General features: G+C 53.1%; 30 protein-coding genes. 8 read left to right on the forward strand and 22 right to left on the reverse strand.

Annotated elements, in window-relative coordinates; translation table 11 throughout:
- Together CFLAV_RS20845 and CFLAV_RS20850 are read right to left on the reverse strand one after the other, a co-directional pair.
- A partial coding sequence (locus CFLAV_RS20845) for a GH25 family lysozyme (protein WP_007416809.1) occupies positions 1-247 on the reverse strand: 247 nt, incomplete at its 3' end.
- Positions 248-758: 511 nt separating this feature from the next.
- The gene (locus tag CFLAV_RS20850; protein WP_007416810.1) at positions 759-1,832 is read right to left on the reverse strand and encodes a serine hydrolase; all 1,074 of its coding nucleotides are present in this window, start codon (positions 1,830-1,832) and stop codon (positions 759-761) included.
- A 31-nt stretch (positions 1,833-1,863) separates the two neighbouring features.
- Here CFLAV_RS20850 and CFLAV_RS20855 point away from each other — a divergent pair, with 31 nt between their 5' ends.
- The 3 genes from CFLAV_RS20855 to CFLAV_RS20865 all read left to right on the forward strand — a co-directional run bounded on the left by CFLAV_RS20855 (position 1,864) and on the right by CFLAV_RS20865 (position 5,230).
- Positions 1,864-3,114 (forward strand): RCC1 domain-containing protein, encoded by a 1,251-nt coding sequence (locus tag CFLAV_RS20855; protein WP_007416811.1) that lies wholly within the window; start codon positions 1,864-1,866, stop codon positions 3,112-3,114.
- Between the two features lie 108 nt (positions 3,115-3,222).
- The gene (locus CFLAV_RS20860; protein ID WP_040549667.1) at positions 3,223-3,984 is read left to right on the forward strand and encodes a hypothetical protein; all 762 of its coding nucleotides are present in this window, start codon (positions 3,223-3,225) and stop codon (positions 3,982-3,984) included.
- A gap of 157 nt (positions 3,985-4,141) precedes the next feature.
- Entirely contained in the window at positions 4,142-5,230 is a 1,089-nt protein-coding gene (locus CFLAV_RS20865) for a pyridoxal-phosphate-dependent aminotransferase family protein (RefSeq protein WP_007416813.1), read from the forward strand.
- 52 nt (positions 5,231-5,282) lie between these two features.
- On the opposite strand, the gene CFLAV_RS32805 is transcribed toward CFLAV_RS20865, so the two are convergent.
- Positions 5,283-5,747, reverse strand: a complete 465-nt coding sequence (locus tag CFLAV_RS32805; protein WP_007416814.1) for a MauE/DoxX family redox-associated membrane protein — start codon at positions 5,745-5,747, stop codon at positions 5,283-5,285.
- A 114-nt stretch (positions 5,748-5,861) separates the two neighbouring features.
- Between CFLAV_RS32805 and CFLAV_RS32810 the strand changes: the two genes are divergently transcribed.
- The 3 genes from CFLAV_RS32810 to CFLAV_RS20885 all read left to right on the forward strand — a co-directional run bounded on the left by CFLAV_RS32810 (position 5,862) and on the right by CFLAV_RS20885 (position 8,631).
- Positions 5,862-6,731 carry an MnmC family methyltransferase gene (locus tag CFLAV_RS32810; protein ID WP_160164629.1) on the forward strand — a complete coding sequence of 290 codons (870 nt, stop codon included), beginning with the start codon at positions 5,862-5,864 and terminating at the stop codon, positions 6,729-6,731.
- A 6-nt stretch (positions 6,732-6,737) separates the two neighbouring features.
- A complete protein-coding gene (locus tag CFLAV_RS20880; protein ID WP_237712433.1) occupies positions 6,738-7,790 on the forward strand; it encodes a tRNA-dihydrouridine synthase family protein in 1,053 nt (350 codons plus the stop codon).
- Positions 7,791-8,043: 253 nt separating this feature from the next.
- Complete coding sequence (locus CFLAV_RS20885; RefSeq protein ID WP_007416817.1) at positions 8,044-8,631, forward strand: hypothetical protein; 588 nt, start codon at positions 8,044-8,046, stop codon at positions 8,629-8,631.
- 19 nt (positions 8,632-8,650) lie between these two features.
- Here CFLAV_RS20885 and CFLAV_RS20890 read toward each other — a convergent pair whose 3' ends face one another.
- From CFLAV_RS20890 to CFLAV_RS20935, 10 genes are all read right to left on the reverse strand, one after another.
- A complete protein-coding gene (locus CFLAV_RS20890) occupies positions 8,651-9,070 on the reverse strand; it encodes a YraN family protein (RefSeq protein WP_063816449.1) in 420 nt (139 codons plus the stop codon).
- Between the two features lie 64 nt (positions 9,071-9,134).
- Positions 9,135-10,628 carry an MFS transporter gene (locus CFLAV_RS20895; RefSeq protein ID WP_007416819.1) on the reverse strand — a complete coding sequence of 498 codons (1,494 nt, stop codon included), beginning with the start codon at positions 10,626-10,628 and terminating at the stop codon, positions 9,135-9,137.
- Positions 10,629-10,934, reverse strand: coding sequence for a YraN family protein (locus CFLAV_RS20900; RefSeq protein ID WP_007416820.1), 306 nt, complete (start codon positions 10,932-10,934; stop codon positions 10,629-10,631).
- Between the two features lie 12 nt (positions 10,935-10,946).
- Positions 10,947-11,480 carry a DUF4240 domain-containing protein gene (locus CFLAV_RS20905; RefSeq protein ID WP_007416821.1) on the reverse strand — a complete coding sequence of 178 codons (534 nt, stop codon included), beginning with the start codon at positions 11,478-11,480 and terminating at the stop codon, positions 10,947-10,949.
- A 15-nt stretch (positions 11,481-11,495) separates the two neighbouring features.
- On the reverse strand, positions 11,496-12,233 hold the full coding sequence (gene rnhB / locus CFLAV_RS20910) for a ribonuclease HII (RefSeq protein ID WP_007416822.1): 738 nt from the start codon (positions 12,231-12,233) through the stop codon (positions 11,496-11,498).
- 58 nt (positions 12,234-12,291) lie between these two features.
- Positions 12,292-13,221 carry a sugar phosphate isomerase family gene (locus tag CFLAV_RS20915; protein ID WP_007416823.1) on the reverse strand — a complete coding sequence of 310 codons (930 nt, stop codon included), beginning with the start codon at positions 13,219-13,221 and terminating at the stop codon, positions 12,292-12,294.
- A gap of 54 nt (positions 13,222-13,275) precedes the next feature.
- Positions 13,276-13,755, reverse strand: a complete 480-nt coding sequence (locus CFLAV_RS20920; protein ID WP_007416824.1) for a hypothetical protein — start codon at positions 13,753-13,755, stop codon at positions 13,276-13,278.
- Positions 13,742-13,954, reverse strand: coding sequence for a hypothetical protein (locus tag CFLAV_RS20925; protein ID WP_007416825.1), 213 nt, complete (start codon positions 13,952-13,954; stop codon positions 13,742-13,744). The genes CFLAV_RS20920 and CFLAV_RS20925 overlap by 14 nt, the downstream gene beginning before the upstream one ends.
- Entirely contained in the window at positions 13,951-14,760 is an 810-nt protein-coding gene (locus tag CFLAV_RS20930; protein ID WP_007416826.1) for a PIG-L deacetylase family protein, read from the reverse strand. The genes CFLAV_RS20925 and CFLAV_RS20930 overlap by 4 nt, the downstream gene beginning before the upstream one ends.
- A 26-nt stretch (positions 14,761-14,786) precedes the next feature.
- Positions 14,787-15,812 carry a Gfo/Idh/MocA family protein gene (locus tag CFLAV_RS20935; RefSeq protein ID WP_007416827.1) on the reverse strand — a complete coding sequence of 342 codons (1,026 nt, stop codon included), beginning with the start codon at positions 15,810-15,812 and terminating at the stop codon, positions 14,787-14,789.
- A 283-nt stretch (positions 15,813-16,095) separates the two neighbouring features.
- Here CFLAV_RS20935 and CFLAV_RS20940 point away from each other — a divergent pair, with 283 nt between their 5' ends.
- Positions 16,096-16,635, forward strand: coding sequence for a DUF8685 domain-containing protein (locus CFLAV_RS20940; RefSeq protein WP_007416828.1), 540 nt, complete (start codon positions 16,096-16,098; stop codon positions 16,633-16,635).
- Positions 16,636-16,883: 248 nt separating this feature from the next.
- Positions 16,884-18,635 carry a sensor histidine kinase gene (locus CFLAV_RS32815; protein ID WP_007416829.1) on the forward strand — a complete coding sequence of 584 codons (1,752 nt, stop codon included), beginning with the start codon at positions 16,884-16,886 and terminating at the stop codon, positions 18,633-18,635.
- A 32-nt stretch (positions 18,636-18,667) separates the two neighbouring features.
- On the opposite strand, the gene CFLAV_RS20950 is transcribed toward CFLAV_RS32815, so the two are convergent.
- The 9 genes from CFLAV_RS20950 to CFLAV_RS20985 all read right to left on the reverse strand — a co-directional run bounded on the left by CFLAV_RS20950 (position 18,668) and on the right by CFLAV_RS20985 (position 25,738).
- Entirely contained in the window at positions 18,668-20,683 is a 2,016-nt protein-coding gene (locus tag CFLAV_RS20950) for a prolyl oligopeptidase family serine peptidase (protein ID WP_007416830.1), read from the reverse strand.
- Positions 20,684-20,893: 210 nt separating this feature from the next.
- The gene (locus CFLAV_RS35665) at positions 20,894-21,190 is read right to left on the reverse strand and encodes a protease inhibitor I42 family protein (protein WP_160164630.1); all 297 of its coding nucleotides are present in this window, start codon (positions 21,188-21,190) and stop codon (positions 20,894-20,896) included.
- A gap of 151 nt (positions 21,191-21,341) precedes the next feature.
- On the reverse strand, positions 21,342-21,557 hold the full coding sequence (locus CFLAV_RS35670) for a hypothetical protein (protein WP_160164631.1): 216 nt from the start codon (positions 21,555-21,557) through the stop codon (positions 21,342-21,344).
- An 84-nt stretch (positions 21,558-21,641) separates the two neighbouring features.
- Positions 21,642-22,190, reverse strand: a complete 549-nt coding sequence (locus CFLAV_RS20960; RefSeq protein WP_007416832.1) for a hypothetical protein — start codon at positions 22,188-22,190, stop codon at positions 21,642-21,644.
- Positions 22,191-22,564: 374 nt separating this feature from the next.
- On the reverse strand, positions 22,565-23,071 hold the full coding sequence (locus tag CFLAV_RS20965) for a hypothetical protein (protein ID WP_007416833.1): 507 nt from the start codon (positions 23,069-23,071) through the stop codon (positions 22,565-22,567).
- A 158-nt stretch (positions 23,072-23,229) separates the two neighbouring features.
- The gene (locus CFLAV_RS20970) at positions 23,230-24,150 is read right to left on the reverse strand and encodes a hypothetical protein (RefSeq protein ID WP_007416834.1); all 921 of its coding nucleotides are present in this window, start codon (positions 24,148-24,150) and stop codon (positions 23,230-23,232) included.
- Positions 24,151-24,509: 359 nt separating this feature from the next.
- Positions 24,510-24,938 (reverse strand): hypothetical protein, encoded by a 429-nt coding sequence (locus CFLAV_RS20975; RefSeq protein WP_150107522.1) that lies wholly within the window; start codon positions 24,936-24,938, stop codon positions 24,510-24,512.
- 68 nt (positions 24,939-25,006) lie between these two features.
- Positions 25,007-25,312 carry a hypothetical protein gene (locus CFLAV_RS20980; RefSeq protein ID WP_007416836.1) on the reverse strand — a complete coding sequence of 102 codons (306 nt, stop codon included), beginning with the start codon at positions 25,310-25,312 and terminating at the stop codon, positions 25,007-25,009.
- A 111-nt stretch (positions 25,313-25,423) separates the two neighbouring features.
- Positions 25,424-25,738: a hypothetical protein gene (locus CFLAV_RS20985; RefSeq protein ID WP_150107523.1), complete on the reverse strand. Its 315-nt coding sequence runs from the start codon at positions 25,736-25,738 to the stop codon at positions 25,424-25,426.
- Positions 25,739-25,817: the final 79 nt, after the last annotated feature.

The raw sequence follows: 25,817 nt of genomic DNA on the forward strand, positions 1-25,817 counted from the left end.
AAGCGCCCATATAAACGCCGGCAGCTTTGCCATTGTTTATATTATAACGATAAGAACCATCAGTAATGGACACCCCTTCGGTCGCCTTTGCCCAGGCGAAAGTCCAGCCACAATTTTTGACACTCGTCCAGTTGGGTGTCCCTTGGTAGGATGAGACGTCAATGCCATGCGGACGTTGGGCCATCAGCGTCGAGGTCATGAGAAAGGCTGTTCCGATAACGCCACCAAATATTTTTAGTAGTTTCATGGCTTTTGGAATTCCTGATGAGGGCTGAATGGCCTTTCTTATAAATGATGAAATAGAATTGTGTCAATCGGATTCAAACGGCAAAAAGCTTTTGCCAGAGGACACTTGGTTGAGGCACTGTCTTGTCCGGAAACCGATTTTCTTCGCGCTGCGACTGGTTGGATTCGGTTTAAGGTTAACTTCGGATAACCTATGAAAAAACGACCTCCATCGGTAAAGAGGAACCAGGAAGAAAGGAAACCCCAGGATTCGATTCAGTTGAAGAATAGCCATCCTCACTTGCCCCTGTTAAGGCAAAGACCATCAGCTCCGCAATTGATTTTATTCTTGTCCTATTTCTCGAGCTGGAGTCCAAAATTTCCCGGAACATTCCTACGATTCACCGGAACGGGAAGTATGTAACTGGCATTTGTGCCTGCATGCATCATCGAACATTTGCCCCTATACCGAATGCCGAAAGAAATTTCCGGATGGCAGGAGGGATTTTGTTTTAAGGCAAGTGCTGGCTTTCCTATTTCCTCGCCCCTTCCAGCATCAACTCATCCACCGCCCGCGCCAGATCCACCAAATACGCATCCCCATTCTGATGCTTCGTCATCCCCACGATGATGTAATGCCGCCCCGGCCCCGTGACGTCCGCCGTGTCATGATACCAGTTCTCCCACGATCCCCATTTCCGCAAAATCTTCACATCCCGCCCGTGCAATCCCTTCACGAACTTGATGTCATCATGCGGAATGTCTGGCGATGCAAAAATCTCCATCATCACCTTCGATGCCTGTGGCGACACCAACTTCCCCTGCTCCAACATCACATAAAATCTCAACAACTGCCGCACCGTCGCCGCATGCGAATTATTCCCGATCGGATCACCAATCCGCTCACTGTCCTTGCCATAATGTTTTCCCACCCAGATGCCGCCGCCATGATTCGTATTATACAAATCATACGAGTTGATCACCTTCTGAATCTGCTTCAAACCCATCTGATGCGAAAACTTCGACGCCATCTCATTATTCGAAGCCTTCGCCATCAATCCCAGCTCGTGCTTCGTCGTCGGATCAAGATGGCTGGCCGCCTCCGGATGCAACTGAAAATACGCCAGTAAAATTCCAATCTTCGGCACGCTCGCTCCATAATCCTCCCTGTCCGGATGAATCATTGCCAACCGATGGTGGTTCAAATCCAACACTCCCACCGCTGTATCCGCTGGTCCCATCCCATGCCGCCTGCGCAAGGTGGCATCCACCGCCTCCACCTTTGATTGCAAAGTCGGATCAGTCGGCGTGTGATATCCTAAAGTGTAATTCTTCATCAAAGGTAAAGGAGTTGTTGCCGTCCGTGCCGTAGTGCTGGCGGAATGATCCCCCACCGATGCACACCCCGTCAACCAAACCATTCCCGGCAAAACTGTCAACACACAAACCCATCGCATCAAAACCAAAACATTCTGCTTCATAAAAACCCGCGTATATTGAACCACCGCACCCGCCTTGTCCATCCTCAGCTTCCCGTAGCCGCCGAGGAAAGGAGGCGGACTCTTTGCACTGGTTTGACACCCCGCCTGCTTCCTGCCAATCTGCATCCACCAAAGGTCCCAATCACAGAAATCTTAAATGAAGAAACCAGCCCTGATAATCGGCATCCTTTTTTTCCTCCTCGCCGGCTGGACTCTCTACAAAATCTTCTACGGCTCGCCGCTGCCGCAGGTCACCAAAGCCATGATTCCGCCGCCGGTCGTGGTCACTCTCACTTCCAGCAACGCTCCACTCCGCATCTTTCCAGGCGCTGGCAATACCACATTCCTTTTGCCCGACAATTCCCTGTGGCGCTGGGGAATGAGCCACGGCCAGGGAATCAGGCTCCTTGTTCCCACCCTCGTGGAAACAAACAGTAGTTGGCGTCAAATCTTAACTGCCAACAGCCGTACGGTCGCGCTTCACACCGACGGCACCCTGTGGGAATGGGGCTGGCGCGGCGGCCCACGCTATGTCACCACACCACAACAAGTGGACACCAATCATGACTGGGTATCTGTAACAGCGGGTGACCTCCACTCCGTCGCTCTGAAGCGCAACGGCACTCTCTGGGCTTGGGGCGATAATTCGCTCGGACAACTTGGTCCTTCTGCAAGCCAGTATCAAACCAACCTTATCCAGCTCGGCACCAATCGGGATTGGATGGCCATCGGCGGAAGAGGCCAGATTATTTTTGCCTTGCGGGAGGACCATACACTTTGGATCTGGGGGCAGGTGCCCAATGCCTCCGCTGGTCAATTCGCCGCGCTTCCCGCATTACTGCCATTCTCCAGTGATACCAACTGGATTGCGAACAATGCAGGAAACCTGTCCCACATCCGCAATAACAAGGGAGAAATCTATTCCCCATCCAGCGCTGCATCTAATCCCACCATGCCTGCCGCCCAGTTCGGCCAGCAAATCGCCACCAATATTTTCACAGATCAATTCGCGATGGTCGTCACAGATAAACCAAAATGTTTTGCTCTGCATACTGACGGAACGCTCTGGGAGATGAATATTCGCTATCGACCCGGAGTGCTCGAACCCACTCATAAATGGAGCCGGGTCGGCACCCGGTCGGATTGGGTCTCGCTTTGTGATGCTTCGGGGGCAGCCATTGCCATGACCAGTGACGGTACTGTCTGGATGTGGGGTGCAGATCTTGGCCAGGAGCCAGTTCCGGATACCAGGTCACGCATTCAATTACTGAAAAATCGTTTCTTGAGTTTCATTGGGAGTCCTCCTTTAGGCTCCACTACTTCAGCTTACTACCCTGTTCAACGCGAACCCCGCCCCCTCCTCCGCCTGGTCTACTCCAACACCAACCAAGTGGCCGATAAAAAGTAGCTATTCATCCCAAAAAGCTTACTTGATCCAAAGCAGGTCAACTTCTCCTTTATCTTCATAGGATTCCGCGCAATGGTATTCAAGGAAGCGTGCGCAACACATAATCGAATGACAACTCAACTACCTGATTGGAAACGGCCCAGCCATCAGCCCGGCGGCGGCAACGCCATGGTCTTCTACGCCCTCTATGGCCATTTCACGAAGCCCATTAATATCATGCCCGAAATTTATCGCACCACCGGCGTCCCTCCGGGCATCACCGTCAAGCTCACCAATCGCGAACAGCATCCCGTCCTCCCCTTTACCGAGGCCAGCTTCGCCCGCATCATGCAGACGAATAATCCCGAGCTTTTCAAACGCATCCAAACTGCCCCTGAATGCATCGTCATCCAGGGCGAGATCGCCGATCCATCCGACCTGAATTATCTCCGCGATACCATCGGCGTCGCCACCTACTTTCTCGATAACGGCGCCATCGGACTCATCGACCCCCAACAACTGAAACTCTACGACGGTGCCACCTGGCGAAAGGAAATCTTCCTCCCCAACCCGCCCAACTGGCTCGATCACGCCGTCATCCTCGTCTCCCGCGAAACGGAAAACATGCTTTGGATCCACACCCGCGGCACGCGCAAATTCGGCCGTCCCGACCTCAGTATCCGCAACGTTCCCTCCAGCTACCGACAGGCCGTCATCGACCTCTGCAACCGCTTCATCCGGCTCCAGGCCAACGGCGAACAAATCGCGGAAGGTCAGGAAATCGTCCTGCCCACTCTCCCCCCCGGCCTCGCCTGCCATCACGCCGGCAACCTCGAAGACCCCGATTTCAACAACGTCCACATTGAAATTCAGTTTCCCTTGGGAAATTGAAATCGCACGAGGCCAGTAGAATTTTAACCATGCAACCTTTTTCCCCAACGGACAACGGACATTCCATAGGCTTTTCCCCGATTAACTAATAATGCATACTCTCCTTCACTTCTCGCTTGCCATCCGCCCCCGCTCGTGAAAACTTTCACATACTTTTATGGCACATGTTAAACTGCACATTCCGGGACCCGTCGAAGTAAGCGAGAAAACCTTTCGCGCTTTCTCTTCCCCGATGGTTGGTCATCGCGGCCAGGGCTTCAAAGATCTTTACGCCAAAATGCAGCCCCAGTTGCAATCCCTGCTCTACACGAAGCAACTGGTCTATCTCAGCACCTCCTCTGCCTGGGGTGTGATGGAAGGCGCCATCCGCAACCTCGTCACGAAAAAGGTTCTCAACTGCATGTGCGGCGCTTTTTCTGACAAGTGGCTCGATGTCTCCCAACGCTGCGGCAAACAGGCTGAGGGCCTCAAGGTCGAATGGGGTTCACCCATCCGCGCCGAACAAATCGACGCCAAGCTCGCCACCGGCCAGTTTGATGCCCTCACGCTAATTCACAACGAAACTTCCACCGGCGTCATGAGCCCACTCGAGGAAATCGCCGCGCTTAAGAAGAAATATCCCGACGTCATGTTCATCGTCGACGCCGTCAGCTCCCTGACCGCGACGAAAATTGAATTCGACAAGCTCGGCATCGATGTCTTGCTCGCCGGCACGCAAAAAGCCTTCGCCATGCCTCCCGGCCTCGCCGTTTTCGCCGCCTCTCCTGCTGCGCTGGCCAAGGCCGCCACCGTCAAGGATCGCGGCTATTATTTCGACTTCGTTGAATTCCAGAAGAACGCTGAAGGTCACATGACCCCGAGCACCCCGAGCATCGGCCACGTCTACGCGTTGGCTTCAAAGCTCGAAGACTTCTTCGCCGAAGGCCTCGAAGCCCGTTACGCCCGCCACTCCAAGCTCGCCAAGATGACCCAGGACTGGGCCGCTCGCAACGGCTTCACCCTGTTCCCGGACAAAGGTTTTGAATCCGTCACCCTCACCTGCATCAGCAACGGTGCCCGCCCCGGCGGACGCGTTATCGATGTCGCCAAGCTGCAGAAGCTCGTTAAGGATCAAGGCATCCTGATCGATGGCGGTTACGGCAAAATCAAAGGCACCACCTTCCGCCTCTCCAACATGGGCGACGAAACCGAAGCCACCATGAACAAACTCTACACCGCTCTCGACAATGCTCTGAAGGCGTTGTAATCCAAAAATATATTTAGATCACAACAAAGCGGCGGCCCAAAACCGCCGCTTTTTAATTTCCTGTTTTCGTCTCCGCTCCATCCCCTCGCCACCGACAACATCCCGGCATCAACACCCATCGATCATACTTCGACGCAAACAACAACACCGCTGCTATCATCGTATACGCCGTATTAAAAAACACGACCTGCGGCTGCTGCAGCATCACCTGCCCAAAAGTCAGTGCAATTAACAACAACCCAGCAATAAACAAAACCACATCCCGCGCCAAACCCAGGATCAACAGAACACCCAGTCCCACCTCCAAAAACGGCAACGCGTAGCTGAAAGCCGTCACCAACCCCGGCGGCAACATTGTCTTTTCAAACTGCTTCACCATCCCTTGCGCAAAACCGTTCACCCCTCCCATGAACTTGCCCAAACCGTAGAAGAGAAAGACTATTCCCAGACACCAACGTCCCAACGCCACCGCCGCTGTCCTTGCATCGCAACATCTTGCTCCAGAATCCGTTTTCATAACATTCCTTTTGAAAGCTGGTAGGGTACCGCAACCTCTCCCAATTCTGCCCCTCTTGCAAGAAACGCGAATTCTTGTTCCGCACGACCCCATTTCTTTGTTATGCTAATCCAGATGCATTCGACTAAAGAAGGCTATCGGCTCGTAAAGCTCGCCAGCGGCGTGCATAGCGTCCATTCGCTGGCACATCGCGAGACCTTCCATCCCGTTATCGGCCCCGTTGCCGAAGCCGAAGCGCTTTACGTGAAGCAATTGCACTTGCCCGAGCGCATGGCCACCCACACCGGCGAATTCGTCATCTGGGACGTCGGTCTCGGCGCTGCCGCCAACGTGCTCACCGTCCTAAAGGCCACCCGCGCCGCCACCTGCCCATTGCGCATCATCAGCTTCGACCACACCATCGCCCCGCTCCAATTTGCCCTGGACCATGCCACCGACCTCGGCTATTTCACCGGCTACGAATCCGCCGTCGATGATTTCCTCAAGCACCAGCGCGCCACCTTCACCGACGGCTCCCGCACCGTAAACTGGGAACTCCACCTCGGCGACTTCCCAACTTTTGTCACGCAGACATTGGCTAACACCGCAGGGAAACCACCGGCCCCGCACGCCATCCTCTTCGACGCCTTTTCCCCCGCGAAGAATCCCGCCATGTGGACTCAACCGCTTTTTGCCAATCTGTTCCGCCTCCTCGACCCGCAACGCCCCTGCGCCTTGCCAACCTATTCCCGCAGCACCATGCTCCGCGTTTCCCTGTTGCTCGCGGACTTCTACGTCGGCGCCGGCCACGCCACCGGCGAAAAGGAAGAAACCACCATCGCCGCCAACTCACTGGACTTAATCTCCGAGCCCCTCGACAAAACCTGGCTTAAACGCGCCCAGAACTCCACCAGCGCCGAACCCATGTGGGAACCCTCTTACCGTCAAGCCCCGCTCGCCCCTGCCACTTGGGAAAAATTGCAGCAACACCCGCAATTCAAATAGATTTACGTGACCAACTACGCCGCACAATTCCAACAAATGCTCGACGGCAAGGAACCCATCCTTGCCCTGGCCCCCATGCAGGACGTCACCGACCTTCCCTTCATGAAGGTCATTTCGTCTTACGGCAGTGCTGACGTCTATTACACCGAATACTTTCGCGTCCACGGATCTTCAAACCTGGAAAAATGGATTCTCGAATCCATCACGAAGAATCCCACCGGCCAGCCCGTCATCGCTCAGATGATTGGCAACGATATTCCCTCTCTCGTCCGTTCTGCCAAGGAACTGCAGCAATATCCCATCGTCGCCGTCGACCTGAACCTCGGCTGCCCCGCCCCCATCGTCTATCGCAAATGCGCCGGCGGCGGTTTGTTGCGCGAACCCAAACGCGTCGATTCCATTCTCGGCGCTCTCCGCGACGCCATTTCCGTCAAGTTCACCGTCAAAACCCGCATCGGTTTTGACTCCACCGGCGTGTTCGATGAACTGCTCCCCATCTTCGCGAAACATTCCATCGACCTCCTCACCGTCCACGGTCGCACCGTTCAGGAAATGTATCGCTCCGAAGTCCACTACGATTTCATCGCCCGCGCTGCCCAAGCCGTCTCCTGCCCCGTTCTCGCCAATGGCAACGTCTATTCCGCCAAAAAAGCAGAGGAAGTTTTACAATTCACCGGCGCGCGTGGATTAATGATCGGCCGCGGCGTCATCCGCAATCCCTGGCTCTTCCATCAAATCCGCCACCACCGCCGCGGCGAACCCATCTTCATCCCCAAAGGCCACGACGTCCTGCAATACATCCGCACGCTTTATGATGCCGTCCGCCCACCCGACATCCGTGAACTGGCCCAGGTGCAAAAGATGAAGAAGTATTTGAACTACGTCGGCCTCGGCGTCGAACCCACCGGCCAATTCCTCCACCAAATCCGCCGCGCCACCAGCGAAGTTGAATTCTTCAAAATCTGCGAAGATTACCTAAACCACGACCGCCTCATGCCGCTGGAACCGTTCTCTCTCGGCCTAAAAGAAACCGACGTCATGGCCGGAGAACACCTGTAACAATTTTGGATTTCAAATTTTTGATTTACGATTTATTTGAAGCAGATTTGGACATAAGCTAGCGCGTCAAAGAAACCACATACCCTCGGGCAGCACCCTCCTTCCGTCATCGCGCACGCGACCAACAACTCAGCCCAACCCGCATCTATCGTTCAATAGGTAGCATCTCGGCGTGAGCCGGATCATATTTCTCCCATTGCTCACAGACAATCACTTGCTCTGAGTATTCGGATTAGTTAGAGTTAACTGCAAGATGGTCTCTGTAAATCAAGGAGTGGCGAAGAAGCGAAACAAAAAGCGACTTTTCTTAACCATTCTTTCATGCCTTTTCGTTTTCGGCGGCACCGTATATGGGTATTACCGCTACAAATTCCCTTACGGATCAAGTCACTGCTGCATCGTACAGTTTGGGCTCGCGCTGCGAATGTACGCGGCTGATAATCACGGCAAGTTCCCGGCCGGTGGCGCTACTCCAGAAGCATCTCTGGCGTTACTGGGAACTGGCGGTTACTTAGGCGGCGATAACGCAGGAGCCTACCTGCTCCGTGGAAAAACCGTTCCATTGGAAGTCACCCTGAAGGCCATACAACAAGGAACCTTAAATTCCAATTCCACAGGTTGGCACTACGTCGAAGGTCTTACGGAAGCGGACGATCAACGCATCGCAATCGTTTGGGACAAAGTCGGCTTGGGCCACAATGGACAGCGACTAAAAAATGGAGGCCACGAAGTCTTACTTTTAGACGGGAGCCACTCACTCGTAAATGGTTCAAAATGGACGGAATTTTTGGAACAACAGAAAGAGCTTTTAGCTCATGGAACTAAATCAGCCTCGAAATAAAGGTAATTCACTATCCACATCACAAATAACGATATGGTTTGGAAATTGGAAAAGTATTCGGCAAATGCCGAATCTCCTTCACTTCACCGTGAGTCAACAAGACTTCCACAATATCAAACCGGATTTTCACCTGAGGATTTCTTAGCAACTTCAAATAATCCAGTGCCGTTTGCGAAAGCAACCGGCGCTTCCTTGCATCCACCGCCGCCGCCGGCCGAGACCATTCTTCCGATGAACGCGTCTTTACCTCCACAAACACCAGACAATCACCATCACGGAATATCAAATCAATCTCGCCACGATCTGATTTGAAATTTGCCGTGAGGAATTTGAGCCCGCCCTTGCGAAGATGTTTTTTTGCCACGAGCTCGCCCAGGTCGCCACGGCGAAGATGTTCTGCCTGCTCCTTGCGAGCGAAGCACGTTTTAAGCTTTGCCAAGAGATTCACCTGACCACGATGAAACACGAACCGTGGGGCGAAACAATTCTTTTCCGAGCGCGGTTCAGGACTCAGTCTCGCGCCCGGCCTCGCGGACTTGGATGAAACGGCGCAACCCAATCAAACCGATGGGAGCCACCAAGCTGAACAAGGCTACAATCAACCAAAGCGTCTCCGAATGGCGCGGGCCGGTCTCGGGGCAGTAGCGCATCAGCCATTTGCCGGAAAACAACCCGATCAACAGCTTGGCCAGCAGGAAGGGCACGTAGGAGAGCGCACCATAGGAAGCCTCCTGTCCCTTGGGCGCAATGGCGGCGGCGTATTCATACACGCGCGGGGAATAAAACGCCTCGCCCACCGAGAGGACGAGCACAAACAAGGAGATCATCACATAATACGGATGCACCGCGCCGTGCAGACCGAGATACCAATGGCCGACGAAATTCCCCAGCACACCATCCGCCACCGGCACAAACAGGGCCGGCGGCAGCGCCATGATGAAAATGGAGGCCGACGAAATCAGCCCGCCCGTGATGACCATGGAATACGCCGAAAATCTTTGCGTCAGGGCACCGACGATGGGCGCCAGGATAATGATGAACAAGCTGTTCAATCCCCATAAGATCCCAATGGGCGCACCCGGGCCAAGTTCGCGAATGCCAAAGGTCGGATACACATAATCCATCTGTCGGTAAATGATCTTCACGAATGCGATCAAAATGAGGAAAATCAGGAGTCGGTGGAAGCCGGCCTGCCGTAACAGTGTGCCGAACAATTGAACGGTTTCGCGTGTGGCCTGTCGGGTGGTGAGGTTGACGGATTGGAGAAAGCTGCGGTTGGCCGGGGCCGGTTTTCGAGGAACCAACTTGAGCCCTTGATCGGTCGCCTCCGCGCCTTCACGCAATAGGAATATCAACGGCAGCACCAGCGCCTCCAGAATCAAGCTGACCAGAAAGAGGGTCTGGTACGTCGAGAAATGCAGGCCCGCCAGGTTCAATTGCCCATGTTCACCCAGTCCCTTGCGGAAGTGATCAAACAGCCACCCCGCCATCAGAAATCCAAGATTCATCATGGCGTAAATCATGGAGAAGGACATGGACCGTTGGCGCGTGTTGGAATAACACCGGGCCGCCGCGATCAGTACGGGACCACCCAACGCCTCGCCGATCGCCAATGGCAACAGGCCGCATGCCAGCGCCACCCACCTGACCGTCGTCAAGATCATCACCGCCCGTCCTAAAATGCACAATACTGTCCCGATAAACAGTGTCCGGCGCATCCCCAGCACATCGGTCAATGAGCCAACCAGGAGCGTCATCGCCGTCATTACCAATGACCAGGCAGCGACGATAGGCAATGCCTGATCATCGCGGTAACCCAGTTCGGAATGCATCCAAAGGACCAATGTTGAGTTGGTGAGCCCGTAGGCGGCGATGGAAATGGCTTTGATGGCGAACGAAATCCATAATTCTGGAATCGCGTCCCTAAGAACGCTGAATTTTCCAAAAAAACCGCTGACAGTGGATGCGTTTTCGACGCGTGAGCCAAGGGTTGTCATTCAGGCATCAACATTAAAAGATATTTGACCCTGTCGTAAAGAATGAATGCTGCCGCCCGTTTTATCAGGCGGAAGATTCCAGTCCACTGATGAACGCGTCTTCACCTCCACAAACACCAGACCATCACCATCGCGAAATATTAAATCGATTTCACCTCGATCTGATTTGAAGTTCGCTGTGAAAAACTTGAGTCCTTGCTTGCGAAGATACTTCTTCGCGGCCCGCTCCCCCAATTCCCCATGCTGCAAATGAAGCGGCTTAACCCCATTGCCAACCCATGCCCCGATTCTATCCCAAAGGTTCATTCCTTTTGCGAATTACCAGAACCTCCACCACCGTCTTCGCGGCGAAGTGCAATAATGGTGCTTGGCGGCTAGTCTGGGATAGAGCCTGGCGACCTCCTCATCCTCGTTACAACATGTTCCAGTTGGAGACTCGGGATGCGGTTTATCGCGATAAGGCAAACTCCCAGTCATCTCTTTGTAAACCGTAATCGGAGCATACTGGTAGCCCTCGTAAAAAGCATTGTCCTTGTCCACATCCATCTCAACGAGAGACTCAGATGAGGAAACAACTTTCTCAAAAGTAGAGTGTCCCATTGAAATAAGGGTAGAACGGAAATCTGAAAATTTGTCGTCCGAACAACCATGGCCAATGATGTACGCAGCAGCCCAAAGTTCATTCGTATAAGCCTTATCCTTGCAGTCATCAAAATGGTGAGAAAACGACTTCACCTCAGATGTGGGCAGTCTGCGTAGTTCTTCGGTCAGGAGCTTGCATTTCACATCCATGTCACCTTTGGATGCCAGATGCACCCTCTCCACAATCTCCCAGAACTCTTCGAGTTTCATTAGCAATCATCCCAATCAAGTTCCAGGCAATTGCTGAGCAGACGGAGAAACTTCCAGGTTAGTCGACGCAGGATTCGCATCTGGAGCTGGAAAAAGCTCCAGCGTTTCCATTATCGGCCGGAAGGGCGCAAAGCTTTTGCGATGAATCAAACATGGCCCCTGCGCATTGATTGCCGCCAAATGTTTGGGCGTCCCATATCCTTTGTGCTCGGCAAAACCATAACCGGGATATTGTTTGTCGTAGTCCTGCATCAACCGGTCCCGGGTCACCTTGGCCAGCACACTTGCTGCCGCAATGGAATAACTTTTCCCATCGCCTTGCACGAGCGCAGTCTGCGCGTACGGAAGCCATTTTATCTTCAACCCATCGACCAGCACATGCTGCGGCTTCGGGTTCAATTGGTCCAAGGCTTGATTCATTCCCCGCCAAGCCGCTTGCCGAATGTTGATGCGATCAATCATTTCAACATCGATCACCGCGATGGCATGACGAATCTCAGGATGATTCACAATAATATTGTAGAATTTCTCCCGCTGATCCTCATCCAGTTGTTTGGAATCATTCAAGCCGCGCAACTTGGAAAACAATCCCGCCTCCAACCAACTGCACGGAAACAAAACCGCCGCGGCCACCACCGGCCCGGCGAGCGGACCACAACCAGCCTCGTCCACTCCGGCCACCAGGGTTGTCCCCTGTTGCCAAAGCTCGCGCTCAAATCCGAGCCGATTCCAATATTTGGTAGCAGCAGCCATTTTCGCTCTGTACCAACGTATCTAGGTTGCGATTACAGGCAAACTAAATCTCTGTGAATCAATGCATCTCCACGTCGCAACTGCCAATACCCTTACGATAAAAGTTAAACTGCACGTTCGGATGGTCTGCCAGCAATGACATTGGCACTGAACTATCTGCGAGCTTTTTCGCAATCATGAACGTGGTCAAACGCTGGCCAAACGGATTGTCATGCATGCCCGCATGCCAGATCGACACCTTCTCCGCCTTCCACGTCTCAACCGGCCCAACACTAATGGCCTTGGTCGGCACCAGCGTCACATTTCCTCCACCAGATGTGCGTGCATTTTGTGCAATGGTAATCGGATGCAAGTCCACCACACGCGTCGCGAGCTTGCGATATTCTTCCGGCGGCGGCGGACTGTTCTTCCACTTGCCTTCACGCTTCGGTGGATCGTTGAAAGCCCAATGCTTGATGTCGCCCTGCCCGCCTTGCATCACCGCGCACCGCACTCCTTCCCAACTCTGACGATACCCCTTCGTGTCTGCTTTTGGAAAATGCAGGTTCTCCTTCGGCATTAACAATTCCTTGCGGATGCGATTAAAACAAAGTTCCTTGTCCGCCTTCTCGAACGAAAGCGGATGCGTTGCCGGGGCTTCCTTGCCATCAATATACCACTCGTCCATCCCCCAAAAATGACCGGATTTGATATTCAGCCCCAGATCATTCACAATCCGCGCCACCAGCGGCAATTGTTCCGTCGGCCCAATCGGCCCGCAAATCCCCACCGGATTATCCGCCGTCGATTGCTTCCACGCACTGATATATTCCAATGCTTCAGCGAGGTAGAAATCTTCCAGTGTCTCATAAAACACCACCTTGAATCCCGGACGCGAGAGCTTGAGCATCTTCTCCGGTGTCAGGCGCGCAACTTCCTTGATGATGTCAGTATCCAGCGTGGTGTAATCCCACCAATCTGGGGCAATCGAACTGAGTTTTCGTGGCATAAGTGGGGGAATCTTGAAATGCTTTGTGCGGATTTCAACAGAAAATTTCGGAACCTACCGTTTGAAACGTTCTTTGATCGCCCGGAGCTGAGCAACTGCGGCAATATCTCGTGGTCTGTTCATCGCTTCTTTCGCTTTGATGAGGGCGTCTATGCTTAACACTTGGCAAGGGCCGAATGCCAGGTTAAGGGCAACGGCGTGCTTAACTACCTCGCTGTAATCACCCACCCCGAGCACCTGTCCCAAACAGTCGAGTTGTCCAAGGTCGGTGTTCAAATACAAATTTTTAAAGTCATTGCAATTGACTCGTGTAATAGTTAAAGGGAGCTTGGCTGGAGTAAGACGATGAACTGTATGCAAGCCCTCAAGTGCAGATTGCAACCGAAGCAAATTTTCGCATTCGAAGTTGCAGCAAATATCCACATCCTGCGTCACCAGAGAGACTCCATAGGCAACCGCAGCAAAGCCACCCACAATTACAAAGTCCACCTTTCCTGCAGTAAGGCGCTGCAACAAAGATTCAATCTCGGCCATGCTGCGCCTCCATGGCTTCGCGCAGTGCAGTTGCCATCGCCAAGGCACGGCTGTGAGCCCGAATTCGCTCCTCCGGAGTCTTGCGCAGGTTTTCCTCGATCAAAGACATATCGTATCCCTCCGCCTCGGCCGCTTTCCAGGCCGGCCCCGGTTCTGCAAGTTCTCGCGGTTGAAATGTCTCTGGTTCGAAACCTTTCATTGTAGATTTTCCAAAGCCTGTTCGTAAGCCTTGTTAATCAAATAATTGCTTTTCAGCACTTCTGCAAGAGGATCGATATCTCGTGCCGCAAACCCCAGATGCAAATGCCGCCGCCAGCCTTCCGCATACTTGAACTTCTTCGACATCTTTCCAAGTTCCAGCGACATCTCCTCCATCGCGAGCAGATACGAATTCATTCCCTGACTCGCATCCAGCCAACCTTGCTGACTCTTATGTGCCGCAAGCGAATTCCGCTTGGTCTCCTGCACCGACGCGACATTTACGTAAGCCCCTGGCCAGACTCGCCGACGCAATCCGTCCCGCAACCCATGCGGCATGCAATGATAGAGGGTCACATCGCCATTATAAATCGGTCGGGAAGGAATCGTTTTGAAGTTCGGCATGCCGTGTGTGAACGCCGCCGTCACCGCAAGACGGCAGGTATTCATATGATCCTCCATGTAATCTTGCGGCGAGTGCGTCAATACAATCGATGGCTTCACCTCACGGATCACTGCGGCTAATCGCCTGAGCATTTTGAGATCGTAAAAGATCTCCAGATCATCTGTAAGACTCGGATGAAACTTCGCGCCTAGAATTTTTGCCGCCTGTTTCCCCTCGCCAGCACGAACCACTCTCGTCCTCTTGCTGTCGAACTCCAGACTGCCGCAGTTGCCGCTCGAAACGTTCATATAATGCGTCTCGTATCCAGCCTGCTTCAACAGCATTAGCGTCCCGGCCATCTGGAATTCGATATCATCCGGATGCGCCGCAATCGCGATGGCAACTTTATTTGATAGGCTCATCCGTGTTTAATCTCGGCTAACCAACATTAAAGCTTAACCGGCTTGCCTTCATTGGCCGAACGATCCGCCGCAAAAATCACTTCATGACTCTTCGCCGCTTCAGTCAGGCTCGTCAGAGGCATTTCTTTTCCCTGTTCCAATGCGTCAAAGAAAGCTTGGAACTGAGTCTGATACGGATGATCGGACACATCACCGGAATCCAGCATCTTCATCGAAAGCTCGCTCCACTTATTCTTGTTCAAACCGCCAAGGGTCGTGGAATGGAACTTGTTGTCGAGCAAACTGCCTTCGCTCCCCACAAGATGCGTGTGGAAATAATAAGGTTGCAGGCAGTCAATCACAGAAGCGCACTTGCCTATGCGTCCGTCCTTGAACTTCAGAATCGTTACACTGGTTGTCGGATATTCGTATTCGGCAAAAACCTTGTTCTTCGAGACCGTCGCGTAACTGGTCACGGTATCCACCTCGCCATCCATGCAAAGCAACAAGGCATCCAGCGCGTGGCAACCCGCTGACAACAAACTGCTGCCGCCGGCATTCTTCTTGGTGTTCCAGCGAAACTGTCCATACCACGGCCCGATACCATGATAATAATCCACTTCGCCGTAATGAACCTTGCCCAGCAGACCACGATCAATTGTCGCCTTGATGCTCAAAAACTGACTCGACCAACGGCATTCAAAGCAAACGCACGTCTTGACCTTTGCCAGCTTCACCGCCTCCTGCATCGCACGTAGGTCTTTGAGATTCAAAGCCAGTGGCTTCTCGATGATCAAATGCTTTCCCGCCTTCGCCGCCGCTATAACCTGCTTGGAATGATCGTAAGGATAGCTGCAGACCGAGACCACATGAATGTCCGGGTTGGCCAACATCTTCTTCAAGTCATTGTAAACCGTGATCGAACTGCCGTGTTGAGCGCTTACCTTGGCTGCATCCAGTTCGCGTGAAGAATAAACGGCTGTGACCTGCGCATTTGAAGTCGCGTTAATGGCAGCAATGTGCGCGCCCGCCACCCAACCATAACCGATGATGCCAACATTGTATTTCTTCATGATCTTGAAAGGTATTGTTATTCGATCGTTAACAATCAGCAAAGTGACACCGTGGACACTTGTCAAAGCAAAAGACGCATTTGTTCATTCTCCAATTCTGCTGTTATCCCTCTACAAATTGCGACTTCCGATTGAAAATAAATCCACCCGCGTTTAAGATTGGGTTTAAGCAAATGAAAATCAGCGGTGTGGGTGTCAGAAAGGAGCGGGACCGCAATAAGGAGCTGTCTCGCCCATTACGCGCACCGAAGAACTTACGCCGGGACATTAACTCAACTCGATTATGAAGATTGAAGCATTGCACATCGGTCAACAAGTCCGCCACCCGCAATACGGCGAGGGCACGGTCAAAAGCATTTCCGAGCAGACGGCAGACATCCTCTTCAACGAAGGCAAACGCACTGTCGCCCCGGATACCAGCGGCTTGGAACCTGCCGAAGCTCAAGCTTCTCTCACCGGCCTGGATCTTCCTCTCTCCCAACTCATCGATCAAACTATCAGCAGTGCCATTTCAAAGCTGGGCCTTGAAAAACCGGACACCGTTATCGATCAGCTCGGAATCCGTTGGAACAATGGCAAGTTGGTCATGCACCCCGCCGATCCCTCGCTCCAAACCAAGGAGGTGCCGCTGGAAGTTTTTTTCCACAAAATCGTCATGGTCCGCAACAACCTCAGAGTGTTGGAACAAAAAATTAACGCACACGAAAAACTCACCGACGCTGAGAAAGTCGAGATGCAACAATACATCACCCGCAGCTACGGCTCACTCACCACGTTCAACATTCTGTTCAAGAACAAGGAGGATCAATTCGGCGGAGCTTAGTTGAAAGCAATCTTGGCCAGGGCGTATGTCCTGGAATCGAGTGCTGCGATACACAAATCAATCAAATTTGTCCCTACAAATGGCTTCCCGACTTTATAGCCCACCTGCTTGTCCTTTGCTTGCAAATCGCTCTCAATCTTTACTTTCTAATCAGAACCAGTCAATATTCTGCATCAAGCAATTGTGGCAGACCTCCTATCGATTCGGAAGCGGTTTGCCAAGTGGCAATTCCAGGTTCTGCCACCCTGATGAAAAAACCAAATAATTCACTTTTTGGTTCACGATTGGAAACAATCGCGCGCATCGCGGCATTGGCCGTGATTTCCTTCGGAGCGATCGCTCTTTTGTCATGGTTTCTCCTTCCGCAGAATGCCAGCACAGGCACCCCTTTGCCACCCCAAATAAGGGCCAATACCGCATTGGCTTTTCTCTTGAGTGGTGCCTGCCTTTGGCTGACCGCGAATAAGAATAAGAATCAAATCCGGGCTTCACGTTATGCTTGCCACTTCCTGGCCACGGTGGTGACCCTCTTTGGCTCGGTTACACTGCTGGAGTTTTTCGGCCAGTGGGATTTTCGCATTGATCAGTTCCTGACACGGGACAATTTGGCTGGTTGGGCACCAGGTCGTCCGGCTTTTTTCACCGCGCTCCTGTTCCTGATATTCGGCATCTCATTCCTGCTGTTGGATCGAAGAGTCGGAAAACGGATATATCCCAGCGACACCTTGATCATCATCGGGATGCTTATCTCCATTTTGGCTTTGCTTGGACACCTCTGCAATTTCCCCGCGTACTACATGGCAACTTTCATCCACCCGGGTGGCCGACTCACGCTGCTGGTCGCGCTGGGATTCACCATTCTCGGAACCGGAATGCTCTGTGCACGGCCTCAGCGGGGTTTGATGGCAATCGTGACCAGCAAAACCGCAGGCGGCGTTCTCGCCCGCCGTCTCCTCCTGGCACCAATCCTTATCCCCGCAGTACTGGGCCTGCTTCCTTTGCTGGGCATTAACCGTCGCTTCCTTAACGGCGATGTTGTCTGGCTTTTTGCCTTTGCCGACCTGCTGGCCTTAACCCTCGCCATCTGGTGGAACGCCAGCATCGTGTTTCACATCGATCTTAAACGCCTCGCCGCCGAGCAAAAAATGCTCGCACTCAACGATGATTTGGAAAAACGAGTGACTGAACGCACCCTTCAACTCGAAGCCGCCAACCGCGACTTGCAACAGGAGATCACCGAACGTCGGCAGGCGGAATTGGAAATCCAACGCCTCAATGCCGAATTGGAAAAACGCGTCAGTGAACGCACCGCACAATTGGAAGCTTCCAACAAGGAACTCGAGTCCTTTTGCTACTCCGTCTCCCACGATTTGCGTGCTCCCCTGCGAAGCATCGACGGCTTTGCGCACGCCCTCCAGGAAGAGGCCGGCCCCACCTTGAATGCCACTTCCAGAGACCACCTGCACATCGTTCGCAGCGCCACGAAACACATGGGACGCTTGATCGATGATCTCCTGCAACTCTCCCGTCTCAACACCAGTCAGATGCGCTTGCAACCCGTCGATCTCAGCCAGGTGGCTCAACGCATCGTTTCAGATCTCCAGCGCAGTCAGCCCGGACGAAGTGTCGAATTCATCAAACCCTCGAACTTGATCGTGCAGGGCGATGAACGCCTCCTCTCCATCGCCCTGCAAAACCTCTTAAGCAACGCCTGGAAGTTCACCGCCAAAGCCTCCGCTCCACGCATCGAACTTGGCATGGAACACAACAATGGCGAAACTCTCTGTTTCGTCCGCGACAACGGTGCCGGATTTGAAATGGCCTTCGCCGGCAAACTCTTCCGCGCCTTTCAACGCCTTCATTCAACCCAGGAATTTCCCGGTCACGGAATCGGTCTCGCCACCGTACAACGCATTTTGAATCGTCATGGTGGCCGGGTCTGGGCACAAAGCGCTCCCAATCAGGGTGCAACCTTCTATTTCATCCTGCCCAACTCTTAGCCCGAATCACTCTGGCTTCGAGTTTGCCTTCGCTACTGCTTCTTTGATTTCAAGGACCAATGCTCGTCAAAAAAACCAGCTTCCTCCACCCCGGCTGGAACACGCGCATAAGCCGGCACATCCAGGGACACCACCGCATAATCCGGCAACTCCGGCACTTGCAGCGCATTGCTGATGTGCGCCACTTTCGGAAAGGTGAACCCGCTGTTCAAAACCACATAATGTTTCGGGTTCAGCGGATTTGGAAAAATCAAAATCGGCGCGTAACCATCCGCCGCATACCGCTTTCCCTCGATGCTCACGCCCTCGGCGTTCCATCGCACCGGCAGGTGTTTCAACATTTTTCCGAGCAACCGGTTGCTCTGCGGATCTCCCCAAAGTATCAGATTGTTGGAGGCAATATCCTCGTCCGAAATCGCACTGTCATCCTTCACCCGCGCCTTGCCACGGAATTGCAGATGCCATTGTTCCACCGCGTAATCCATCTCTCTGCCCGCCCACGCCCCCACCTTCTCGTTTAGCGGCTTTTCGGTCGGCCGAACCATTATAAACGAATCCATGAACGCATCATCAATCGGCCCTTGCAATCCATGCCTTTTCACCTCCCCATTAAGACGCCCCGGCTTGATCACCGTCCATTTATCCCCCTTCTTCCTGAAGTGCGCCGTCCACGATCTATTAGGTGCCACCAGCGGCGCTTTCAATTCCTGTTCATCAATAATCACCTTGGGATGCAGTGAAAGTGTGTCCGGACAAAGTCCAATCGGCATCGTCAACGTGAATGCGCTCACGTTCGTTGTCTCCACTTTGATCTGATTACCCTCCAATATGTCCGCATTTACCCGCGCCCGATTCCAATGCCGCTCCAATCCGTCCACCACCACCCAATCCTGCTGGTTATATCGTAGCGTCCACGTCGTAAATCTTACTGTCTTGGGCAACAGATTCCGTCCTTTAGCCGCCAATGCATCCACCCGCTTTGCCACCTCCTCCTTCGCCTTCGGCTCATATTTGTGCGCCGTGTTCGGACCGATGATATGCTCCAGCTTCATCCCCTCCGCCGCCATCGCCTGGCTCATCAAATCCGCTGCCTGCTTCTGCTTATCAATCTCCCCGCTATACGCCACCACCGGGCAATTGTTCAAATTCGCTGCATAATCCATCGCATTGTACAAATGCCACATCTCCTGCTCATACCAGGTCGGCTTCGGTTCCTTCGTAAAAATATTTTGGAAAATCGCCGTATCCACAAACCCCGCGCCCGGTGCCGCCGCCGCCCACAAGCCCGCATAATGCGTCGCCATATGCCATGTCGCCGCACCACCCATGGAGAATCCCCGCACCAAAATTCTATTCTCATCAATCGCATAATGCTTCCGCACATCCTCCAATGCCTCAAATGAATCCACCTCACCTGCTAATTTGTTCGCATTGCAATAACGCCCATACGGATGCAGCACAATCGTATCCTCCGGCGTAAATTCACCAAAACTGTTCTCCCGCTCGGTCACAAAACTCAGCTCGCTCAACTTGTCGTTCCTCCCGTGGTACCAGAAATCCAAACGCCGCAGGTGCGTATCCCCGGCCTTATACGACTTCGGCACCACCAATCCATAAGGCTGCACCGATCCATCAATCTTCGACACATACCCCCGCACCACCAATCCCGTCGCCGCGTTCCAGGGAACCTGTCCACTCCGTAGCGCCTTCACTCGCTCACTTCCCTCCCTCAATAGCTTATAAGCATTCGCGAAATCATTCGTCTTATAGAAAATGTCATCCACCAGCGCGTAATGCACCGCGTTGTAATAAATCTGCACATCAGGCAACGACTCCAACAACGTCGGCTTCTTCGCCAGCGTTCTTCGCAACTCCTCAATTTCCCGCCCCAACTCCGCCGTCCCCTTCTCCAAATCCGCTTTAACTTGCGCCGGCACCTCAATCCCACGCGGCGGCTGCCTCGGCGGCTCCTCCGCAACAACCCTCGCCGCGCTGCCAACCAAACTCCCGACAACAAATCCCGCTAAAATAAACCGGTGAATGTGCATAGTTATTTGTCTAATACTGACGCTCCCCCGAAAAGAAAATTCGCCCTAACCGCATGTAATCAAAACTCTCTACTTCCATTTTTCCCATTAAAGCCACCTTCCCAGAACTTTTTTAACCGACCGATACCATCCGAACATGCAACCCGCCACACGCAACACAGTTTCCCCATCTGCGTTCATTCGCGTCCATCTGCGGTTGAATTTCCTTTTTCACTTCTCCACCCTCACCACAAAATTCGTCACCTGCCCCGGCACCGCATTCGTCTCCCACGGCCGCACATACTTGAATCCCAGCGGCGTCTCCCCCGCCTTCAATGCCTTGAACTGCCACGACTCCCCACCACCCGCCCCGACTTGTCCCTTCACCTTGCTCGAGTACGACTCCGACACCACTTTGAAATCCTCCCCCACCTTCGCCTGAATCACATTCGGCCCGCCCTCTCCGCAACACACCACTACCCCAGCCACCAAGACCAAACCCATACATCCCAGCATCAATCGCTTCATATTCTCTCCTTTCCTTAAGAACGCTGAAAAAACCCATAGTTCATGATGCAACTGCGTAATATTTTTGCAGGTAACTAACTTTGTCAACTTTGGTTTGAAATTAATTAAGTCCGCGTACGCGACCAAGGACACTTGAACCCCGCGCAAGCAATCAATGAATCGGTGGCCTGAGAGTCCCTCGAACGCTAACATCGTCGGCAATTCCGCCCAGCCAATTGAGCCAATCCGCGTATGCGCCCCACGATTCAACCACATCCCACAATCCCGTAGCGCGGGCTTTTAGCCTGCCGTATCGCCGATTTGCAATCGGCTTGCCGTCAAACTGCTCATGACATTCCGACCAAACCAACGATGAAATTCCTAACACTGATCAGGTTGGAGCAGTTGTTCCGCCATTACAAAACCTGGAATGACTTGAGGCACCTAGTTTTCCTCTCAGCAACCCACATTCTTAATGCTTCAGTTCGATTTTCTTGAAATTATCCGTTGTTACCTGCCCTGCTTGCGGCGGACTGGTATAAACCCTTGGAACTTCCACACGATTGGTAAGCTCGACCACTCCGCTGGAACCCAACCAATCACCATAAAACGACACCCGCTTTTCCCTGAACCTATCTTCTGAACCTCGAACCAAATCCCGCACCATATACTGAACCCAAGGAGGTTTCATCGCCAGATCATGCCGCCAGTCATCAGGGGAAAAATCGACGACAATTCTCCACGGTTGATCACTAACCGGTTGAGTTGGCACGAGTATGATATCGCTCTGGCCAGGAGATAACATCATCCCACCAACCCTCTCCCCTGAATACCGAAGGCCCGCGAACCCACACGCCTCATAATCACACTGCGCCGCAAACACTCTGCACCGTCCCTCATTGGAAACCACAAAAGCAGCCGCATTATTCGTAAAACCAACAAATTTGATTCTTATCTTAATCTCAGAAGCACCGCGCACATAAAACCACAATCCCACGCAGGCCAACAAAAAAATAGCCATGACTGCAACCAGCCTAAAGGGTTTTCTCCTCGAATTAATTTGCGTCTCTGTCACCGGATTGAGCCTATTCCTCTTCCCAAGCCCCGTCCATAAAGAAGCACACTTGTCGCCCGCCCAAAACTCATTCGACCGCGCCAGCAATCAATCAAATGGTGGAATGAGACTCCCGTCGAATTCTGACATGGTCTGCGACTCTATCTCCCAGTTGACTCCACTCGCGCGCACGCGACCCTCGATTCTAGGTGCTTGAAACTAATACCCTTCACAAAATAGCCGGATAAACTTCACTGCCTCTCGGAAAATCTTTATGTGTAACAGTCAAACGCATCGCCCCTGCGGACCGACTGTTGCCTGCAACGCATCGTTAAACCTCCTCATGGTGAAACAACCCTTATCGGCTCAGGCTTGGTCGTAAAAAGAGCCATGATCTCTCTCGCATCCTTCTCGGTAAGAATTTTCAGCTTCAAGTGCTTCAGCACCTCGTCCTCGGCAGCGCCTGATCGAAGCAGCACCACTTGAAACACCTCCTGCTTCCCTGCCAAAGCCAGATTCCTGGAAGTGGTGAATGTCTCGTACGCTCTGGCCATACCCTCCCAGATACTCAGTTCCCTCTCAGGATTCTGGTCTCTCTTGAAATCATCCACCCACTGCTCGATGGGGCTGGGCTCAACTTCGCTGAACACCTTCTGAACTCGCTTGACTCGTTCCATTTGCGCCTCGGTAAGACTGGCATGACGAACCGGTCCTGCCTCCAACTTGTTCGGATCAATCCACTGGGTCTTCGAGTCAGTCGATGAGCTGGCGTGATCACAGCCGCCAACAAGGAAAGTGACAGAAATAAGCCCGACAGCGAGGTAGATTTCAAACTTGCTCTTCATCATGCGCAGGAGGTCTAACCTCCAATATAGCTATCCGAAACTATTTATCGGCCACAAGCGAAACTTGTAGAACACGAACCGGACCGCAAGACGCGTGTGGGCCAACTGGTGAGTGTGCACAAGCCCCACGATATCCGCGTTCGTCGCAACGCATAGTTTATTTAACCTCCTACCTCCAACCTCTCCACAAACTCAACCGCTTCACTCAGAGTGGAACCATAAACCTGCCGCGTCAATTTCACCGCGCCCAGTTTGTCACCGCTCTTCGCCAGCTTGAGAATATTGGCGTCCGCTTCTTCGGGCGTCAGATTTTTCCGGTAGGTCAGATCCACCTTCGAGGACTCCGCAACGCCTGTTTTCACATACCGGCCGATATATTCAATGGCCGTGTCGAGCGAAGGATGGATCGTGTATCCGGCACTGAAACTCCACCGCACTTGGACTATCCCGCCGGGCAACACTTCAACCGGATAATCCCAAAACTTCCACCTCCCGTTTGGGGGCTCGGCCTTTTGTTCCGCCTGCAAATGCGCTTCAAGAGCGGAAGTGTCGGTATTGACCAGGTGAAAAACCAAAAAGGTCAACTCCTCTTGAGTCTGATTGCGTCGGCTACCACCCAGGCTCGGAGCGTCGCGCCGTTCCCTGCTCTTCCTGATCTCCGCGACCTCGGAATAGTCAAACCCCACCGCCTGCACATCCTCCGCTGGAAAACGCCAGTTCTCGTAGGATCGATATTTGATGATGACGCCGCTGCCATTGCAGCGCAGCAACCAGTTCGTTGGTTTCAAGCGGGCGCGCCAATTCCACCAAGCCGCCCGTCCGAGCAATCCGCAAATTGCGGCTCCCCCATAGAAAAAAAGACCTCGCGGTATCTTCAGGCCATAAATCTTCGCACCGCTGATTCCAAACCAAAGAAGCGCCATTCCAATCCCAAAATACAAGCTCACCCAGATAAAGCCGCCTCTCGACGGAACTTTGAACACCTGGTCATCGCTCCCGATCGGAATTTCACTAAGCTTGTAAAATCTCATCCGCAAAACCGACTCTACGCAACCGACCAGCCATGTCAATCTGACTGACATGGCTTTCCAAAATCAACAGCACGGCCTCTTCAGGGTGCCCGGTCACCAAAGCACATTGCAATTCATTCGCGTACGCGGCCAACGCCCCTAATCCAACCGCCAGGCTCGTTCTTTTCGGTAGGGAATTCGCTGCGCCGATTCCGTGACCTCTCTCGGGATCCAATCCAATTCGTCGTGCTGATCGCGCAGGCGAACTGCGATTCAACCAACTCGCGCCAGCGCCCAATTAACGGTGGTGTGAGACTTCGTCGAACACGAACCTCGTCGGCGGCCCACCCCAACCCATCGCCCCAACCCGCGAACGCAGCCAACAATTCCAACGCAACCCGTATAGCCTGCAAGATTCGCTGGAGCTCATATTAGTTCTCGGTCCTGGGTCCAGGATCATAACGATGACTCTCTCTCGCCAAAAAATTCCGCAATTCACGGAATTGCTCCTCGGACAAATGATACTGGAAAACGCTCGGCTCGCCAGCCAGGTCTTCGGCCCGCCACCACCGCGGCATATCCTCACGAGCAGCCGAATGAAGCGGAATATGCTCGTAGAAGCAAACCGCTACACATGTGAGCAAATCATCCTCCGCTGTCTCGCCGCGTGGCTGATCGGCACACCAGTCCGAATACTGGTAAATCCGCTTGATCAGTGACTCATCACGAGGCGTCTGCTCGTATGCCTTCTCGAAAGCCTCGCGCAATTCGAACCAAAGAAGGTATGGCGTGTCCGCCCATTCGAATTGGCAAGCCAACTCAGGGAACATTTCATCTGCTTTTTGACGCCAGGGAGGCACACGTTGTATCTGGGACTAAAATCCTGGATCATAAGCGGACGCACTCGCCGAGCGCCCGATCATCTGTTTTATTTTCCATTCACCGGCTGATTTTTCCTCTGGAACTCAAGAATCTCCGGCCCAACCACGCTGACAGTATCGACGAAAACCGGTCGCGGTGGATGTGTGCTCTCCATAAACTTCCGCAGTTGCGCAAGTTCCTCGTCGGTCGCCACAGTTCCGTTGGCTCCAAACATGCCATCGCCTCCGGTGTAAGCGAATAGCTTCACATCCTGAAGCCCCGCATGTTTTACCCGGAAAGACTCCCACTCGGGCGTAATCTTACTGATGTGCTCCTCCACCGCAATGAGATGCCTCCGCTGCGAGTTCAACATCGGCGCACCCTAATAAACGATCAGGAACAGCCATGGTGTAACCATGGCAATTATCAACAATCGCTTCGCTCGTGGTGTGAATCGGTCAGCCATGTAATGATTTTGCAACGATTAGTTACCATCTATAGGAATGAAATGCCATACCAGCGCCTCAGTCCAGCGCAAAGGCGTAAACGTCCGGTAACACACCTCGACAAACGCGTGCTGACGATCCGCAACGTCCGGCTTCTGCAAAATAACGATCGGTCCCAAGTCGCCCCCTCTGACGCCGTGGTAGTAATGCTTGCTGCCACCGCCACCCGTCTCGACGGAGACACGGTGAATGAGAATGCAGTGCGACCGAGTCCACCCGTACGTAAGACAGTAAAGAACACAGATAACACCCGCGAACATTATTCCCTTTTTTGTAAGTCCTGGAAATTTCATGGTGAGCAAAACCGCCTAACGCCCCAGCGACCCAGCCCGCGGCACGCGTGGATTGCAACTGGAGTGCAACAACCGGTTC

It is taken from the genome of Pedosphaera parvula Ellin514 (assembly GCF_000172555.1).
Lineage (GTDB): Bacteria > Verrucomicrobiota > Verrucomicrobiia > Limisphaerales > Pedosphaeraceae > Pedosphaera.